Source organism: Gramella sp. MT6 (assembly GCF_019357415.1).
Taxonomy (GTDB): domain Bacteria; phylum Bacteroidota; class Bacteroidia; order Flavobacteriales; family Flavobacteriaceae; genus Christiangramia.
In genome coordinates this window covers 2,211,145-2,228,011 of sequence record NZ_CP048410.1, presented here as the reverse complement: position 1 = coordinate 2,228,011, position 16,867 = coordinate 2,211,145, and the positions used below count along the sequence as shown (strand labels likewise).

Here is a 16,867-nt window from a genome sequence, read left to right as displayed (position 1 = left end):
AATCTTAATAATCTACCGGTATGAAACATATTCCACTACTCTTATTCTGCTGCATTCTTATTAATTTTAATGCATTTTCCCAGGAGCGCGCAAGGAACCTTGGTATTAAAACAGGCGTTCTACCGGCAGGAGCTAAAAACTCGATCACAGATGTTGCAGGAGTAAAAGTAGGTCATACCACTCTTATAAAAGGAGATTCAGTTAGAACAGGCGTCACTGCGATATTACCACATACTGGTAATATTTTTCAGCAAAAAGTACCTGCGGCGGTTTTTGTTGGTAATGGTTTCGGAAAACTTGCCGGAAGTACTCAAATTGAAGAACTCGGGAATATTGAAACGCCAATAATCCTTACAAATACTTTGAATGTCGCAACAGGAATAAACGCAGTCATTAAATATACGCTGAATCTAGAGGGGAATAATGATGTGAGATCAGTGAATGCTGTGGTGGGTGAAACCAATGATGGTTATCTAAACGATATTCGAAGTCAGTTTGTTAGAGTAGAAGATGTGATTTCAGCTATAGAAAATGCCGCTTCTGAAGTAAAGGAAGGCAATGTAGGCGCTGGAACCGGAACCATTTGTTTCGGCTTTAAGGGAGGTATAGGCACAGCCTCAAGAAAACTTCCTGAAAGTCTCGGAGGTTATACTATAGGTGTTCTTGTACAGACTAATTTTGGCGGAAACTTGCAAATTGATGGAGCTCCTGTTGGAGAAGAATTACAGCAGTTCAGTTTCAGGGATAGGATACTGGATAGCGCAGACGGATCCTGTATGATCGTGGTAGCGACAGATGCGCCACTGGACAGCAGAAATCTAAAGAGACTGGCTAAAAGGGCCATGTTAGGGCTGGGAAAAACCGGTGGAATAGCCTCGAATGGCAGCGGAGACTATGTGATCGCATTTTCTACTGCTGAATCGAACAGAATTCCCTATAAAATTGAATCCAATCTTTTGCAAATGGAAGTTGTTCCGAACGACCTGATGTCTCCTCTTTTTATGGGAGCTATCGAGGCAACCGAAGAGGCGATCCTAAACTCTCTCTTCATGGCCGAAACCATGACTGGATATAAAGGCAGGAAAATAAAAGCTTTGCCGCAAAATCAGGTTTTGCCGATTTTAAAGAAATATGGAGTGATAAATAAATAACCTAACCTTAGGGATTCCTTGTTTTCTGAATGAATGCCTCCTGTAATTTTCGAGTTATCGGGCCAGATTCAACGGCCTGAAAAAGAATATTATCCTGGAATTGGATCTCACTTATTGCCATTATCTGGGTAGTTGTTCCGGTTAGAAAAACTTCATCTGCATTTTCGATCTCGGAAAAAGGAAATGCTTCTTCTCTTATTTCCAATCCCAAATTCTGACATAAGTCCAGAACTATCTTACGGGTAATGCCAGATAATATTTGGTGACCTTCCGGGTGCGTAAAAATGATTTTATCCTTAACAAAAAAAGCAGTTGAATGCGAACCTTCGGTAATCATTCCTTCCTTAACCAGGAGTGTTTCATTCAATCCTAATTTATAAGATTTATCATTCAACATGGTATTGGCCAGATAAGAAGTAGTTTTTATATCGCAGCGATGCCACCGGATATCCTCAGATATCAGGAGTTTCCAATGCTTATTTTCAAATCCGCTTAGGTTAACCGGAAACGAGTATAAAAGAAAGATGGGTTCAGATCTTTCAGGAAAGAAATGACTTCTTGGCGCTGCTCCCCTGCTCACCTGTAAATAAACTGCTGCATCCTTCCCCGCGTTATCACTTCTTCTAACCGAATCCTCGATATAAGGAATGAGCATTTCAACATCGAAATCCAGGGAAATCTCTTGGAGGCAATATTTCAGGCGGGAAAGATGCTCTTTAAGGGCAAAGACTTTACCGTCGTAAAACGGTATGACTTCATAGAGAGAATCCCCCAGCATAAATCCACGATCGAAAACCGAAATTTTAGCTTCCTCAGGCTTTTGCCAGATTCCGTTCAGACAAACTTCCTTTGGATAGGATTTCCCATTTAGCTGAGGTAACATTTATTGAAAGTAATTATGTAATTGAAGCATCCATTCCTGTTCGTAATATCTTACGATACTAATCAGTATAGCACCTGCAATTACGTAAGCCCAATGGTAAGAATTCCTTTTTACCATAAATCCACCAACCACAGCGAAAACGAGATACGGAAGAGATAGTATAAGATTTGGCATCACCCAGGCTCCCTGGAACATTGCCAGTATCTTCATGATCACGTAGAAGATACTATAAAAGAAAATGATCTTTGAAATTAGAACGAGGTATCTTTGGGAATTACTACTCATTATAATCTTCTGGTGTTTTTCTTCTTTTGGTTGTCTTTTCGAAAATATAAGCGGTTTGCAGCAATTTTTCTTCAGAAAAAGGTTTTCCAATAAATGTTAATCCTTTTGGCTGATTTTCTGAAGTATATCCCATTGGTACAGTAATAGCAGGGTATTTAGCTACCGCCGCATAACCAGCATGGTAATTATTGATAGATAGAACCGCATCAAGCTTATATTCTGTCATAGGTTTTTCAAAGAACCTGGTTCCGTTGGTTTTCAAAGTATCCTTGATAGCTGTAAAATCCTTTTCAGTAGCTGAATCCTTTACTATCCCTAAGAAAAGTGCCTGCCCGTAAGGAGCGCGATTCACGGAATCCTTTTCATTATAAGCTATAACGTCCTGAACATTCTTATAAGCAACATCTCCCCCATAATTCTTTAAATAAGCCGGGAGATCTTTTTTCATATCCAGGTTTAGCAATCTAAGAAAGTTTGGAAGATCTATTTCTTCAGCCTCGAATTCAATAATTTCGGCTCCGGAATTTTTAAGGTCATTGATTGCTCTAACATAAAGAGTATCCTCCATCAAAGACTTTATTGCACCAAAGCGTTTTCCTTTTAAAGTTCCCTTTTCAAGATTGGCGTAATAAACAGTCTTTTGCTCTCCTGAATTCGTAGAAGCGGGATCTGCCTTATCTACTCCTGCCATCGCATCCAGCAGGATAGCATTGTCAATAACAGATTTTGTAATGGGACCCGGAGTATCTAAAGTACTTGAGATTGGTACAATCCCACCCCTGCTTAGAACTCCGATAGTTGGTTTTAAACCTACGACAGAATTTGAACTTGAAGGAGAAAGTATAGAGCCTGAAGTTTCAGACCCAACAGCTACAGGTGCAAGATTTGCGGCAACCGCTACCCCACTTCCAGAGCTGGACCCACCGGTATCATGAATTTTTCTTCCGTAAGGATTTAAAGTCTGCCCTCCCATGGTTGAAAAACCATTAGGACATCCCTCACAAAAGAAATTAGCCCACTCGCTAAGGTTCGCTTTTCCCAGGATAAGAGCACCGTTCTCTTTTAATCGCTCAACAATAAAAGCATCTTGGGTCTCATTATCTTTTAGCGCTACAGAACCTGCTGTTGTAGGCACTCCAGAGGTATTTATATTATCCTTTAATAGTACCGGAATTCCGAAAATAGGATGTTGATTTTCAGTTTTTCCTTTTTGCTCATCTTTTTCACGAGCTTCTTTAATAAGGTCAGGATTTAATGAAATTACAGAATTTAACGATAGTTCATTTTCCCTGTCGTATTCCTTTATCCTGGTAAGATAGAAAAGAGCTAATTCCTCGTAAGTTAGTTTATCACTGGCTATGACCTCCTGAATTTCCGGAATCGATTTTTCAAAAACCAGGGCTTTTACTTCTTCATAAACCTCAGTAGAAAATTCTGAGAGATCTGCTTCAAATGGTTTCCAGAGACTATCGTTGTTGATCATCTTTGAGTCCACCTGTTTGAACTCTATCTCTTCTACGTTGGTTGTAGAATCTGACTGTACTTGTTCGGCTTCAGAAAGGTTCTCGTCCTTATCATTTTTGCAACTAACAATAACAACCGCACTAAGAAGAAATAATAGTTTTTTCATTCAGGAAAAATTTAGTTCAAAAAGGTCTCAGGCTAACTTTTATTTAAAGAAAGAGTCTACAAATTCATATTTATTGAATACCTGAAGATCTTCAATGCCTTCACCAACGCCAATATATTTTACAGGGATTTGGAATTGATCACTAATCCCAATCACAACTCCACCTTTGGCGGTACCATCTAGTTTGGTAACGGCAAGGGATGTAACTTCAGTAGCTGCAGTGAACTGCTTAGCCTGCTCAAAAGCATTCTGGCCGGTAGAACCATCCAAAACCAGCAGAACCTCGTGTGGGGCGTCTGGAATGGTTTTCTGCATTACCCTCTTCACTTTAGTAAGCTCCTTCATCAGGTTTACCTTATTATGAAGTCTTCCTGCGGTATCTATAAGAACCACATCTGCATTCATTTTAACCGCGCTTTGTACAGTATCGAAAGCCACAGAAGCAGGATCACTACCCATTTTTTGTTTTATGATCGGTACATCTGTCCTGTCTGCCCAGATCTGAAGCTGATCTATTGCAGCAGCTCTAAAAGTATCTGCAGCTCCAAGAACCACTTTTTTACCTTTACTTTTAAATTGATGTGCCAGTTTACCAATGGTAGTCGTCTTTCCTACTCCATTCACACCAACTACCATGATCACATATGGTTTTTTATCTTCCGGGATCTGAATATCAGAGCCTTCACCTACATTGGTTTCAGAAAGCAAGGCCGCGATCTCTTCGCGAAGTATCTTATTTAATTCATCTGTCCCGAGGTATTTATCACGGGCAACTCTTTCCTCTATCCTGTTAATGATCTTGATGGTGGTAGCCACACCTACATCACTACTTACAAGCACGTCTTCCAGGTCATCCAGTACCTCATCGTCTACCTTATTCTTACCGGCGACAGCCTTACTCATTTTATCAAAAAAACTGGCTTTAGACTTCTCCAGTCCTTTATCGAGGTTTTCCTTTTTCTCTTTAGAAAATATCTTTTTAAATAAACTCATTTTTTTCTGGCAGGTTTAAAACAAAAGAAGGTTAAAACCCTCTGTTATTGCGGCAATAAATATACATAAAAAGAAAAAGCCGTCCAGATTAAATCCAGGACGGCTTTTAAAGATTATTTAAAATCGTTTGTGAACGATCCTTACTTTTTCAAAAAGTCGTTTACGTCTTCCGGAGCCATGATTTGTTCTACAAATGTGTAGGCACCGGTTTTCTCAGATTTAACCATTTTTATCGCTTTGGTTAATCTTTTAGATCCTGTTTGAATAGATGCTACTGATTTCTTTGCCATGACTCAATTATTTTATTTCTTTATGAACCGTCATTTTCTTAAGAATAGGGTTGAATTTTTTCAACTCCATTCTATCCGGTGTATTCTTCTTATTTTTTGTAGTAATATATCTCGAAGTACCTGGTTGTCCAGTTGCTTTATGCTCTGTACATTCTAGAATTACCTGAACTCTGTTACCTTTCTTTGCCATTGTGAAATATTTTTAGGTGCTGCTTAGGATTATTTCTGAAGAAATCCTTTTGCTTTAGCTTCCTTAATTACGGCAGAAATGCCTTTTTTATTGATATCTTTTAATGCAGATGTACACACTTTAAGTGTTACCCATCTATCTTCTTCAGGAATAAAGAAACGTTTTTTAACTAGGTTGGCGTTAAATTTACGTTTAGTCTTATTCATGGCGTGAGAAACATTATTCCCAACCATAGCTCTTTTCCCGGTAAGTTCACAAACTCTTGACATTGCTCTATACTTTTCTCGTTATTTCAAAACAGGCTGCAAATTAACGATTTTTTTACCTAACAGGCAACTAATTCAAAAAAAATATTTTACGCTGAAAATAATTCTATTGAATAAACGTTAAGCTCTTGCCTTCGCGCCGTTCCGGGTGCAAAAATAATATTTTTAATACATACAAATCAAGGGAATGGACAGCGAATATTTCAGTTATTTTCAGCAAGGAGCTGAAGATCAATTATCATCTCTAAGTTTTATGACACTCTCCTGGAGCAATTCCAGAGCTTTATTCACAGATTTACCTACCACTTTTTCCCGATGATTGCCAAAATTGAACTGATGTGTATTTACGCCGTCTGGAGTGGCTATTCCAATGAATACGGTCCCTAGCTCGGCATCGCTATCTCCTTTGGTAGGACCGGCATTACCCGTTGTAGAAATCGAAAAATCTGTATGGAATTTTTCTTTAGCACCTAGAGCCATAGCCTTAGCCACTTCTGCGCTTACTACAGAATACTTTTCTATCAATTCTTTTGGAACGCCAAGCAGTTCAGTTTTGGATTCAGAAGAATAACAAACCACGCTTCCCTTAAATGAAGCTGAAGAACCTGGTGCTTTCGTGAATTTTGAGGCCAGCCTTCCACCGGTACAACTTTCAGCAGTGGAAAGTGTCCAGTTCTTTTCTACCAGCAATTTACTTATAACCAGCTCAACAGGATCATCCCCTTCATATCCATAGATAATATCTCCAATGATCTGGTGCAGCTTCATAATTTCCTTATCCACTGCATCTATCAGTTGCTCCTCATTATCTCCCCTGGCTGTTAACCTAAGTCTAACCCTACCCAGATTAGGTAAATATGCCAGTCTGATATTCTTAGGTAGATTATCCTCCCACGATTCGATCTTCTCTGCGATCGCACTTTCACCCAAACCATAAGTAATTACGGTTTTATGCAGGATGACCGGTCTGGAATAGTTCCTTATTAATCTGGGAATGATCTCGCGCTCCATTAGTCCGCGCATTTCATAAGGCACACCGGGCATGGAAACAAAAACCTTATTATTTTCTTCAAACCACATTCCCGGAGCAGTACCGTACTCATTGTGCAGCGCAGTCGCTTTTGAGGGTAATAGAGCCTGATCCCGGTTAAGATCTGAAATGGGTGTATCTATATACTTATCAAAAAGATCTTCGATATGCTTTAGAACTTTTTGGTTTCGTTCTAATTTATCATTGAAGAATTCGCAAAGGCATTTTTTAGTGATATCGTCTTTAGTAGGCCCTAGCCCACCGGTTATGATTACAATATCCACTCTTTCTGCAGCCTCCTTTAAGCTTTGCAGAATATGTTCACGCTCATCCTGGATAGAAGTGATCTGATGAACACTTACGCCTATCTTATTTAGTTCTTTGGAGATATATGCCGAATTTGTATCGATAATCTGACCGATGAGTATCTCATCCCCAATTGTGATTATCTCGGCTTTCATTCCAGGTCAAAATCTCGCTTCAAGGCTATTGCCGCAACATCAACCTTTCGGGTAATTGTTTCAGCTGCCTGAGGTACCTCATCCTTTTTCTGGCCTTTTTTAGACCAGGCCTCTATCGTTAGGATCTGGTCCATTAGATTCAGGCCAAAAAGTTGCAGATTTGGTTTCATCTTATGGGCATATTGATAAGCCAGGGAAGGATTATCATTGCTAATTGCCTCATTCATTGCAGCCACATCTGGCGGAATTTCTTCAAGAAAGGTTTGCACCACTACCAACATGAAATCTTCATCCCCGCCGGCCATCTCTTTAACTTCGTCTAGATTATAGCTACTCATTCAGTTAATTATTTTACTCTGATTGAAAACATTTTATTGCCTTCCAGAAAACCAGTTAAACGATCTTCAGGAGACACTTTTCCTACTCCAGAAGGAGTTCCTGTAAATATGATATCGCCTATTTTCAAGGTGAAATACGTCGAAATATAAGCAATTAATTCATCAATTTTCCACAGCATAAGTGAGGTACTGGCTTCCTGCACCACCTCATCATTTTTTTGAAGGCTGAACTTAAGATCGTTTACATCATTCAAGTCTTTCTTATCCAACCACTTATTACTTACTACCGCGGCTCCGTCAAAAGCTTTTGCTTTTTCCCAGGGCAATCCTTTTTCCTTTAATTTTTGTTGCAGGTCTCTTGCTGTAAAATCTATCCCCAGGCCTATTTCATCATAATACTTATGAGCAAATTTCTCCTGGATATGCTTCCCGATCTTTTTGATCTTAACCAACACTTCCACCTCATAATGCACGTCATTAGAAAAATCTGGAATAAAGAAAGGTTGTTTCTTTAGAAGGATAGAAGTATCGGGCTTTTGAAAAAGCACAGGATCTTCGGGTTTCTCATTTTCTAACTCTGCAATATGGTCTGTATAATTTCGGCCTACACAAATGATCTTCATCTGAAACTGGAATATAGAATTGAAAATTGAATTTAGGGAACCTGGTTCCGTCGGGAACCAAATATAAAAATTTCGAGGATTTAATAACCCAGGAAAATAAGCTGAAAAAGACTATTTTTTTTAATGCCTTAAAGAATTTCTCTAATCTGTAATCTTAACTTGAAAAGCCGGTAGCGGAATTTTAGAATTAAATGCCTCGTGGGTTAATTCAAGTTCCGAGATCTTTTCCCAACCTAAAGGACCATAAAACCAGGCATCTTCAGCTTCATCCATTAAAACCCCCTTAAAAACCGGTGCATATTTAGTGATTTCAAAATCCTGAGCAACCAGGCTATCATTGATATAATAATTCCTCGCCTCGCGAAATTGATTTTCCTTTATGAACAAATGCTCCACCCCTATAAAAAATCCATCTTCAGGTATACTGATCTTTTCCTGGAGTAGGTTCACATCTACACGGGACTCCCTGGAACCTCTTTCAACTATTAAGTTCTTTAAAAGGTCCTCTCCGGGCTTTCCGTTCTTATCAACATTATAGATATGTAATCTGAATTTTGAAGAACGGTTCCACTGTTCTGAAGTTTTAAAAAAATAAATACTGATCTCCTCCAAATAACAGGACTCATCAAATTTATCAGGCTTTGGATAGTAAACAGCGATCTGCGATGGGTAAAGGCCGGCATTTAAATTCCCAAAGCCTACAGAACCATTTCTCCATTCGGGACGATAAGTAAAACTTTTATTTTCCAGAATTTGTTTAAGCACAACCTCATCCAATCCTTCGTTTTTAGGGATAAGCTTAATATCCCTCCCAACGATATTTTCTATACTTACGATCTTTGAATTAAAGCCCACATAGCTAACTCTTATCTTTTCCTTACGCAGGCTATCGGGAATACTAAAGGCGAAATACCCTTCTTCATTAGAGGTAGTTCCCATAGCAAAATTCTGAAATAATAAATGCGCATATGGCAATGGCATGGAATTCTCATCTACAACCCTTCCCTGCACTTTGGTTTTTTGAGCCAGAGAATGGTTGAAACAAAAGAATAATATAATTAGCTTTAGTGAAAACCTCAATTAAGAAAGCTTATTATTGAGTTTGCGCAATTTTATAGCCGTAAGCACCTTCTTAGTGTACAATGGAAAATCGGCATTTTGAATCCAACCAAAATATCCCGGTTCATCTTCCAGGACCTGCTCTACGTGTTTACCTTTATACTTACCAAAAGCAAATACCTCTTTTCCTTTTTTATCATAACTGATAAAACCAGCAAAATCTGCGAATTTCTTACGTGAACTAAAATCTGCCAGCCACTTCATATCATTTTCCAGATCCTCATATTTATCCAACTGGGACTTTAAAACCTCATAAGTAGCTTCAGTATCTGCCTCGGCTCCATGAGCACCTTCAAGTTCCTTACCGCAATAGAACTGATATGCGGCAGATAAAGTACGCTGCTCTTTTTTATGGAAAATTGTCTGGACGTCTACAGCAACCACATTCTTCATCTCAAAGTCTATTCCCGCTCTTAACAATTCTTCCACCAATAAAGGAATATCAAAACGATTGGAATTATAACCGCCCAGGTCACAGCCTTTGATAAGATCATGGATCTTCGTGGCCAGTTCTTTAAATGTTGGTTCGTTCTCAACCTTCTCATTCGAAATACCGTGAATTGCTACTACCTCTGCAGGAATATCTCTTTCAGGATTTACCAGCCATGTATGACTCTCTTTATTTCCGTTTGGAAAAACTTTTAAAATGGCTATCTCTACGATTCTATCTTTAGAGATGTTTGTGCCGGTTGTTTCAAGGTCAAAAAAGCAAATAGGTTTGGTAAGCTTGAGGTCCATATTTTAAAATTTGGGTAAAGTTAGCATAAATTGATGGTTGGCTTAAAAATTAGATCTAGAAATAATTTAATTCAAAAATTTTCTAAAAATAAAAAAAGCCACGAATTACGTGGCTTTTCATGAAATTATTTAAGTGAAATTATATTTCCCTATCCTTATCGAATCCTTCAAGATACTGGGCCACTCTCTGAACAAATTGTCCTCCAAGTGCACCATTCACTACACGATGATCATAACTGTGAGAAAGTATCATTTTATAACGAATTCCAATAAAATCTCCATCTGGAGTTTCAATAACCGCTGGCATTTTTCTAATTGCACCTAGTGCTAGAATACCTACTTGCGGTTGATTAATGATTGGAGTTCCCATGATACTTCCAAAAGTCCCCACGTTAGTCACAGTATAGGTACCTCCCTGGATGTCATCTGGTTTAAGTTTATTTTGCCTTGCACGGTTGGCCAGATCATTTACAGCCTTGGCCATTCCTACAAGATTTAATCTATCTGCATTTTTAATTACTGGAACAATCAGGTTACCATCCGGTAAAGCCGCAGCCATTCCCAGGTTGATATTTTTCTTTTTGATCACTTTCGTGGCATCCTCATTCACAGATATATTGATCATTGGAAAATCACGTATGGCCTTTGCTACAGCCTCCATAAAGATTGGAGTAAATGTTAACTTTTCTCCTTCCTTCTTCTGAAATTCTGCTTTATGCTTATTTCTCCAGTTCCAGATATTGGTAACATCTACTTCTATAAAAGATTGTACATGAGCAGATTTCTGAACACTCTCTACCATATGATGAGCGATCATTTTACCCATTCGGGTCATTTCTACGATCTCATCTTCACCACTTACCACAGGTTCCGGCTGTTTAGAAACACCAGCATCCATACCTTTAGTATCTATAGATTTAGATGCAGAAGCTGAAGCCTCTTTTGGTTGCTTCCCGCGGTTCTCTACATAGCCTAGAATATCATTCTTGGTTACACGACCTTCTTTACCAGTTCCCTTTATCTTATCCAGCTCCTCTAAGGAGATGCCTTCTTCTTTTGCGATATTTCTTACTAATGGAGAATAGAATCTCGATGAGTCTGAATAATCTTCAGTTGACCCTCCTGTAGCGGTTGTTTTTGCAGCCTCTACTGTTTCGGTTACCTCTGCAGCTTCTTCCGGCTCATCTTCATCATCTTCGTCTACACCAGAATCTTCTACTTCACCATCGGTTTCAATAATTGCGATGGTCTGTCCTACTTTTACCACATCATCGGCTTCGAAAAGTTTCTCAACCAGCTTACCATCCACCTCACTTGGAACTTCACTATCAACCTTATCTGTAGCAATCTCCAGTACAGGCTCATCCATTTCTATGGTATCTCCAACCTCTTTAAGCCAGCTAGTTATCGTTGCTTCAGCAACACTTTCACCCATTTTGGGTAACTTTAATTCAAATTTTGCCATATCGTTAAATCAGATGCGATTTTAGTTGTTCGAGTTGCGAATTTAATCAAAATACCACTTATTAAATATTAAAAAATCAATAAAATTAGTTTTTACTGAATTTCTTCTAGTCGTATTAAGCCTAAAAATTCCTGCTAAAATTACGATTTCAGCTACGGAATTGAAAAAGTTTCGGGAGTTTTTAAAAAATTAATCCTGTTGAATACCTTCATTCAGATCAACCTTTCATGGAATTTTCAAACGGAATTCTATTGGTGATACTCCTACCTAAAGTCACCTCATCTGCATACTCCAGTTCATCACCAACCGAAATTCCGCGGGCGATGGTTGAAGTCTTCACTCCGGTTCCCTCTAGCTGCTTAAAAATATAGAAATTAGTAGTATCTCCTTCCAGAGTACTGCTCAAGGCAAATATGATCTCTTCGATCTTTCCTGAGGTCACCTTTTCGATGAGAGGTTTAATAGTTAGTTGAGAAGGACCAATTCCATCCATCGGGCTTATCTTGCCTCCAAGAACATGATAATGCCCCCGGTACTGACCCGTATTTTCTATAGCCATCACATCCCTGATATCTTCAACTACACAAACGATCTCTGAAACCCGGGACGGGTTTGCGCAGATCTCGCAAAGCTCGGTATCGCTTATATTAAAGCAATTCTTGCAAAGTTTTATATTCTGTCGAAGATTCTGAAGGGCTTTCGCCAATTGTTCAGTTTGTTCTTCTGGCTGTTTCAATAGATGTAAAACGAGCCTAAGGGCGGTTCGCTTTCCTATTCCCGGCAATTGCGACATTTCATCTACTGCCTGCTCCAGTAATTTTGAAGAAAAATCCATATGCGAATTTATGATTTTTTTGATGGATGAAATTACTTAAACCTTAATTTGTAAATTGCTCCGCAGAATTACTACTTATGCAACCATATCAGGTCCTCATTCTAGTCGCTGCTTATTTTGCAGTTCTTATTCTTATATCTTATTTCACAGGCCGCGGTGGCAGCAACGCCGAATTTTTCAAAGCTAATAAACAGGCCCCCTGGTACCTGGTTGCCTTTGGAATGATAGGTGCTTCGCTTAGTGGTATTACTTTTATCTCGATTCCGGGAACAGTAGAATCAGATTCTTTTAGTTATTTCCAGGTGGTACTTGGGTATACAGTGGGCTACGCAGTAATTGCCCAGGTCCTCCTCCCCCTATATTATAAGATGAACCTTACATCTATTTATACTTATCTTGAAAACAGGTTCGGAAATGCTTCTTATAAAACAGGCGCTTCTTTTTTCCTGTTATCAAGAGTAGTAGGCGCAAGTTTCAGGTTATTTTTAGTAGCGAATGTGCTGCAGCTTATTGTTTTCGATGCCATGGGGGTGCCATATTATGTAACGGTTTCCATCACAATTTTACTCATCTGGCTATATACTTTTAAAAGCGGGATCAAAACCATTATCTGGACAGATACATTACAGACATTTTTCATGCTTCTGGCTTTGGGGATCACCATTTATTTTATTTCTGAAGACCTTGGTTTTTCTTTAAACAATCTAATGGGTTATTTAGCCGAAAGCGAACATTCTAAAATGTTCTTTTTTGACGATTGGAAAAGCAAGGACCACTTTGTAAAACAATTCCTGTCAGGTGCATTTATCGCGATCGTTATGACGGGGCTTGATCAGGATATGATGCAGAAGAACCTCACCTGCCGTACTTTGAAGGATGCCCAGAAGAACATGTTCTGGTTTACCATTGTGCTCGTATTTGTAAATTTCCTATTCCTTGCCCTCGGAGTTTTACTTACAGATTACGCAGAAATAAATGGAATTACCGAGGTTAGAGATGACCTCTTTCCAGCTATAGCTACCAGTGGTGACCTGGGACTGGGTGTGGCCATTTTCTTTATCCTGGGATTAATTGCTGCTGCTTATTCCAGCGCAGACAGCGCGCTTACTTCTTTAACCACTTCCTTCAGCATAGATATTCTGGATATAGAAAAACGCTATGATGAAAAGAAACAGGTTAGAATTAGAAAACAAATTCACGTGGCCATTTCAGTATTATTGGTCCTGGTCATGCTGGCCTTTAAATACGCGATTGCAGATAAAAGCGTCATCAATAAATTGTTTCAGTTTGCAGGCTATACTTATGGTCCCCTTTTAGGACTGTATGCATTTGGATTATTTACAAAATGGAAAGTAAAAGATAAACTTGTACCAGTGATCGCCATTGCGGCACCCATCCTGTCTTATATAATAAGTATAAACAGCCTGGTGTGGTTTGGATTTGAATTCGGATTTTTTATTCTTATTCTAAACGGCCTCCTGACTTTTCTTGGATTAATATTGGTGAGAAGAAAGCATCACTAAAGTACAGGCATTCTCATAATCTATCCCGTTCTTATGAAGCAGATCATATAATTCTGGATTCTCGGTCCCGGGATTAAATATCACTCTCTCTGGCTGCAAGGAAATAATGTAATCGTAATATTCTTTTTGGCGCTTTGCATTTAGATATAAGGTAACCGTATCTATAGCTTCAAATGGGTATTTCTCTGTCTTTATCTCTACACCTTCAACATTACCTTCACGCAAACCAACAGCAACCGTTGGTTGATCGTGTTTCACCAATCTGTTAATCGCCAGATTAGAATAGCGGGCAGGATTTAGAGAAGCTCCTAAAACAAGGGTTTTTTTCTTCATATTTCAAAGTTAATCAAAAATTGGTGTAACAAACATTATCTGGAATAGTCTTTAGAATGAGGTCCGGGCCTTGCGAGATCATCCAATTAATTTTGATGGTTAGTGTTAAGAAAGATGATCTTGCCAAAACCTGCATTTCTTTATAGAGATGCAGGTTCTTTTTAAAAAACTTGTAACAAACCATTTTTTAAGTCGTCTTAATAGTACAAGGTCATCAAAATGCGAGGTATTGTGATCATCTATTATGCAATACCAAGTAACTTGTTAAACATAAATCATCAAAATCAATCAAAAAATGAGACAGTTATTTTTTAGCTTTTTATTATTTACCTCAGCCCTAACCATGGCTTTTACAGACCCAACGGGAAAAATTTCAGGATCTGTAATCGATGAAGAATTAAATGAACCCATCCCCTACGCCACTATTATTATAAATGATATGGAAGGTAATCTCGTTACTGGTATCACTTCCAGTGACGACGGAACTTTCCAGATAGATAATATCAAAACTGGAGATTATGTTTTCAAAGTTCAGTTCGTGGGCTACAAGACCTACCAAAAGGAAATACATATAGACAGAAATAATACTAAAATCGAAATTGGAACCATTAAGCTGGAGCCAGATATCGCCATGCTTGACGAAACGGTCGTGATCGCAGAAAGAACGACCATAGAGCAACGTGTGGACAGAAAGGTCATAAACGTTGGAAAAGATCTAATGACGACCGGAGCCAGCGCTTCAGAGATCATGGTGAATATCCCTTCAGTAAATATTGACCAGGATGGGAATATTGCTTTAAGAGGAAATTCGAATGTTCGAATCCTGGTAGACGGAAAACCTACCAACATGGATCCGGCTCAACTTCTAAAACAAATTCCTTCAACTTCCATAAAGAGTATAGAATTGATCACGAATCCTTCAGCAAAATATAATCCCGAAGGCATGAGTGGAATCATCAATATTGTACTTCATAAAAATGCAAACCAGGGATTTAACGGTAACCTTTCCACCGGGCTTACCGTGGGCGAGAACACCAGGTTCAACGGAACCGTAGATATGAATTACAGAACGGGAAAGTTCAATTTTTACACAAACCTGGGAACTAATTTTGGTCCGAGAGAAAATGGCGGAACGATCTTTCTGCCTGAACAAAATATTGAACAGACCTTTAAAGTGGATAACGAAAGAGAATCTTATTTATATAAAGTTGGTGTGGATTATTATTTAAATGACAAGAATACCCTGTCTTTCTATACCAATCAAAATCTATATGATGGTGGACCAGATGGATATATCGCCGTAAGAGATCTTAGTGATCCTTCGATGAATATCACCCAGCTTCTAAATATGAATATGGATAATAGAAACTCGGCATACAACTTTCTATTTGATCATGATTTTGGAAAAGATGGTCATGATATTCAATTTGAATTGGATTATAACGATTTTGAAGAAGAAGAAAATACAGAAATAGATTTCGCTGAATCAGGTTTAGACCTGGTTCCTTATACAGATTTCGTACAACAAAGCAGGGAAAATTTCACAGGAAATATCGATTATGTGAATCCGCTTAATGATGTTTCAAAATTGGAAATGGGTGCTGAAGTTAGGTTACTGGATACAGATAACGATTACCAGACCACCAATCCAGATTTTACTAACAGCGATTACCAGTATAAAAGAGACATTTATAGCTTTTACACGACTTTCGGGCAGAATTTTGAAAAATGGTCTTACCAGTTAGGAGCACGCCTTGAAAACTTTAATGTAGATGCAACCTACAATGGAGAACTGGTTTTTGAAGATGATTACTTTACGGTATATCCTTCTGGATTTTTAAGTTACACCCCTGGTGAAAAGAATTCTTACCAGTTAAGTTTCAGCCGAAGAGTTGATAGACCCGGATTTGGACAGGTAAACCCAATACGAGAAGTCGCATCTCCAAGGTTGACGGTAGCGGGGAATCCTGAATTGAAGCCACAATTCACTAATTCAATTGAATTTAATTACACTCGTAAACTAGGTAAGAAAGGAAGTATCACTAGTGGAGTTTTCTACAGAAGAACCATAGACGAGATCAATCAGGTGTTTGACACCATGGAAGATGAGCCGGGCTCATTGTTTCTAACTTTTGCAAATTTTGATTCCAACGATTCTTATGGAGCTGAATTCTCTGCAAACTATAAGTTCACCGATTGGTGGAGTACTAATACCGGACTTGAATTATACGGACAGACACTCAAAGGAGTTGCGGGTACTGAATTTATTGAAATAGACAATAAGGCTTTCACCTTTAGGACAAATCACAACTTCGAGGCGACTGAGTCCTTTACTTTCTCCTTATTCGGATTTTACAGAAGTAAAAGTCAGGACCTTCAATTGGATGTTAAGCCAATGTATTTCATGAATCTTGGAGCGAGATATTCATTCCTGGAAGACGATAAAGCCACTCTTAGTCTCAACTTCAACGATGTCTTCGACACCCAGGAATTTAGAGTTACAGATGGGCGACCAATCGAACAAACAGGAAGATTTAAAGGAGAAACACAAACAGTTTATCTTGGATTCTCCTACAGGTTTGGTGGCGGAAAGAACAAAGCACTTAAGCGTAAAAGTCGTGATAACGATGATGACGGAGGCGGTGGAGTATTCTAGTTATAATTTATTTTAGCCAAAAAAAAGCCCCAGCAGATTGCAGGGGCTTTTTTATTCT

18 protein-coding genes are annotated in these 16,867 nt (G+C 38.7%); 3 read left to right on the top strand and 15 right to left on the bottom strand.

The window, feature by feature from the left end:
* Positions 1-20 precede the first annotated feature (20 nt).
* Positions 21-1,151: a P1 family peptidase gene (locus tag G3I01_RS10060; RefSeq protein ID WP_219547458.1), complete on the top strand. Its 1,131-nt coding sequence runs from the start codon at positions 21-23 to the stop codon at positions 1,149-1,151.
* A gap of 7 nt (positions 1,152-1,158) precedes the next feature.
* On the opposite strand, the gene G3I01_RS10055 is transcribed toward G3I01_RS10060, so the two are convergent.
* The 14 genes from G3I01_RS10055 to recR form a co-directional block, all read right to left on the bottom strand.
* Positions 1,159-2,034 carry an aminotransferase class IV gene (locus G3I01_RS10055; protein WP_219547456.1) on the bottom strand — a complete coding sequence of 292 codons (876 nt, stop codon included), beginning with the start codon at positions 2,032-2,034 and terminating at the stop codon, positions 1,159-1,161.
* Positions 2,035-2,319 carry a hypothetical protein gene (locus G3I01_RS10050; RefSeq protein ID WP_219547454.1) on the bottom strand — a complete coding sequence of 95 codons (285 nt, stop codon included), beginning with the start codon at positions 2,317-2,319 and terminating at the stop codon, positions 2,035-2,037.
* Entirely contained in the window at positions 2,312-3,949 is a 1,638-nt protein-coding gene (locus G3I01_RS10045; protein WP_219547452.1) for an amidase family protein, read from the bottom strand. Before G3I01_RS10045 ends, G3I01_RS10050 begins: the two co-directional genes overlap by 8 nt.
* Positions 3,950-3,988: 39 nt before the next feature.
* Positions 3,989-4,942, bottom strand: coding sequence for a signal recognition particle-docking protein FtsY (ftsY, locus tag G3I01_RS10040; RefSeq protein ID WP_219547450.1), 954 nt, complete (start codon positions 4,940-4,942; stop codon positions 3,989-3,991).
* Positions 4,943-5,082: 140 nt separating this feature from the next.
* Positions 5,083-5,232, bottom strand: coding sequence for a DUF4295 domain-containing protein (locus G3I01_RS10035; protein WP_084509775.1), 150 nt, complete (start codon positions 5,230-5,232; stop codon positions 5,083-5,085).
* A 7-nt stretch (positions 5,233-5,239) separates the two neighbouring features.
* Positions 5,240-5,422 (bottom strand): 50S ribosomal protein L33, encoded by a 183-nt coding sequence (gene rpmG / locus G3I01_RS10030; RefSeq protein WP_057480125.1) that lies wholly within the window; start codon positions 5,420-5,422, stop codon positions 5,240-5,242.
* A 29-nt stretch (positions 5,423-5,451) separates the two neighbouring features.
* Complete coding sequence (gene rpmB / locus G3I01_RS10025; protein ID WP_108172696.1) at positions 5,452-5,691, bottom strand: 50S ribosomal protein L28; 240 nt, start codon at positions 5,689-5,691, stop codon at positions 5,452-5,454.
* A 228-nt stretch (positions 5,692-5,919) separates the two neighbouring features.
* Positions 5,920-7,179: a competence/damage-inducible protein A gene (locus G3I01_RS10020; protein WP_219547448.1), complete on the bottom strand. Its 1,260-nt coding sequence runs from the start codon at positions 7,177-7,179 to the stop codon at positions 5,920-5,922.
* Complete coding sequence (locus G3I01_RS10015; protein WP_219547446.1) at positions 7,176-7,517, bottom strand: Hpt domain-containing protein; 342 nt, start codon at positions 7,515-7,517, stop codon at positions 7,176-7,178. The genes G3I01_RS10020 and G3I01_RS10015 overlap by 4 nt, the downstream gene beginning before the upstream one ends.
* A gap of 8 nt (positions 7,518-7,525) precedes the next feature.
* Positions 7,526-8,140 carry a fumarylacetoacetate hydrolase family protein gene (locus tag G3I01_RS10010; RefSeq protein ID WP_219547444.1) on the bottom strand — a complete coding sequence of 205 codons (615 nt, stop codon included), beginning with the start codon at positions 8,138-8,140 and terminating at the stop codon, positions 7,526-7,528.
* Positions 8,141-8,281: 141 nt separating this feature from the next.
* On the bottom strand, positions 8,282-9,151 hold the full coding sequence (locus G3I01_RS10005) for a carboxypeptidase-like regulatory domain-containing protein (protein ID WP_219547442.1): 870 nt from the start codon (positions 9,149-9,151) through the stop codon (positions 8,282-8,284).
* Positions 9,152-9,220: 69 nt separating this feature from the next.
* Entirely contained in the window at positions 9,221-9,997 is a 777-nt protein-coding gene (locus tag G3I01_RS10000; protein WP_219547441.1) for a 3'-5' exonuclease, read from the bottom strand.
* Positions 9,998-10,136: 139 nt separating this feature from the next.
* On the bottom strand, positions 10,137-11,462 hold the full coding sequence (locus tag G3I01_RS09995) for a dihydrolipoamide acetyltransferase family protein (protein ID WP_219547440.1): 1,326 nt from the start codon (positions 11,460-11,462) through the stop codon (positions 10,137-10,139).
* A 217-nt stretch (positions 11,463-11,679) separates the two neighbouring features.
* Positions 11,680-12,297, bottom strand: a complete 618-nt coding sequence (gene recR / locus G3I01_RS09990) for a recombination mediator RecR (protein ID WP_219547439.1) — start codon at positions 12,295-12,297, stop codon at positions 11,680-11,682.
* Positions 12,298-12,374: 77 nt separating this feature from the next.
* Here recR and G3I01_RS09985 point away from each other — a divergent pair, with 77 nt between their 5' ends.
* On the top strand, positions 12,375-13,820 hold the full coding sequence (locus G3I01_RS09985; RefSeq protein WP_219547438.1) for a sodium:solute symporter: 1,446 nt from the start codon (positions 12,375-12,377) through the stop codon (positions 13,818-13,820).
* Here G3I01_RS09985 and G3I01_RS09980 read toward each other — a convergent pair.
* A complete protein-coding gene (locus tag G3I01_RS09980) occupies positions 13,791-14,153 on the bottom strand; it encodes a CoA-binding protein (protein ID WP_219547436.1) in 363 nt (120 codons plus the stop codon). The two genes, G3I01_RS09985 and G3I01_RS09980, sit on opposite strands and share 30 nt — an antisense overlap.
* Positions 14,154-14,448: 295 nt before the next feature.
* Between G3I01_RS09980 and G3I01_RS09975 the strand changes: the two genes are divergently transcribed.
* Complete coding sequence (locus tag G3I01_RS09975) at positions 14,449-16,809, top strand: outer membrane beta-barrel protein (RefSeq protein WP_219547434.1); 2,361 nt, start codon at positions 14,449-14,451, stop codon at positions 16,807-16,809.
* Positions 16,810-16,867 lie beyond the last annotated feature (58 nt).

Bases quoted from the DNA above. Each gene is read 5' to 3' on its own strand.
- G3I01_RS10055 (WP_219547456.1), bottom strand. From the start codon at position 2,034: ATGTTACCTCAGCTAAATGGGAAATCCTATCCAAAGGAAGTTTGTCTG.
- G3I01_RS10020 (WP_219547448.1), bottom strand. From the start codon at position 7,179: ATGAAAGCCGAGATAATCACAATTGGGGATGAGATACTCATCGGTCAG.
- ftsY (WP_219547450.1), bottom strand. From the start codon at position 4,942: ATGAGTTTATTTAAAAAGATATTTTCTAAAGAGAAAAAGGAAAACCTC.
- G3I01_RS10000 (WP_219547441.1), bottom strand. From the start codon at position 9,997: ATGGACCTCAAGCTTACCAAACCTATTTGCTTTTTTGACCTTGAAACA.
- G3I01_RS10010 (WP_219547444.1), bottom strand. From the start codon at position 8,140: ATGAAGATCATTTGTGTAGGCCGAAATTATACAGACCATATTGCAGAG.
- rpmG (WP_057480125.1), bottom strand. From the start codon at position 5,422: ATGGCAAAGAAAGGTAACAGAGTTCAGGTAATTCTAGAATGTACAGAG.
- G3I01_RS09985 (WP_219547438.1), top strand. From the start codon at position 12,375: ATGCAACCATATCAGGTCCTCATTCTAGTCGCTGCTTATTTTGCAGTT.
- G3I01_RS10035 (WP_084509775.1), bottom strand. From the start codon at position 5,232: ATGGCAAAGAAATCAGTAGCATCTATTCAAACAGGATCTAAAAGATTA.
- G3I01_RS09975 (WP_219547434.1), top strand. From the start codon at position 14,449: ATGAGACAGTTATTTTTTAGCTTTTTATTATTTACCTCAGCCCTAACC.
- rpmB (WP_108172696.1), bottom strand. From the start codon at position 5,691: ATGTCAAGAGTTTGTGAACTTACCGGGAAAAGAGCTATGGTTGGGAAT.
- G3I01_RS09980 (WP_219547436.1), bottom strand. From the start codon at position 14,153: ATGAAGAAAAAAACCCTTGTTTTAGGAGCTTCTCTAAATCCTGCCCGC.
- G3I01_RS09995 (WP_219547440.1), bottom strand. From the start codon at position 11,462: ATGGCAAAATTTGAATTAAAGTTACCCAAAATGGGTGAAAGTGTTGCT.
- recR (WP_219547439.1), bottom strand. From the start codon at position 12,297: ATGGATTTTTCTTCAAAATTACTGGAGCAGGCAGTAGATGAAATGTCG.
- G3I01_RS10050 (WP_219547454.1), bottom strand. From the start codon at position 2,319: ATGAGTAGTAATTCCCAAAGATACCTCGTTCTAATTTCAAAGATCATT.
- G3I01_RS10060 (WP_219547458.1), top strand. From the start codon at position 21: ATGAAACATATTCCACTACTCTTATTCTGCTGCATTCTTATTAATTTT.
- G3I01_RS10045 (WP_219547452.1), bottom strand. From the start codon at position 3,949: ATGAAAAAACTATTATTTCTTCTTAGTGCGGTTGTTATTGTTAGTTGC.
- G3I01_RS10015 (WP_219547446.1), bottom strand. From the start codon at position 7,517: ATGAGTAGCTATAATCTAGACGAAGTTAAAGAGATGGCCGGCGGGGAT.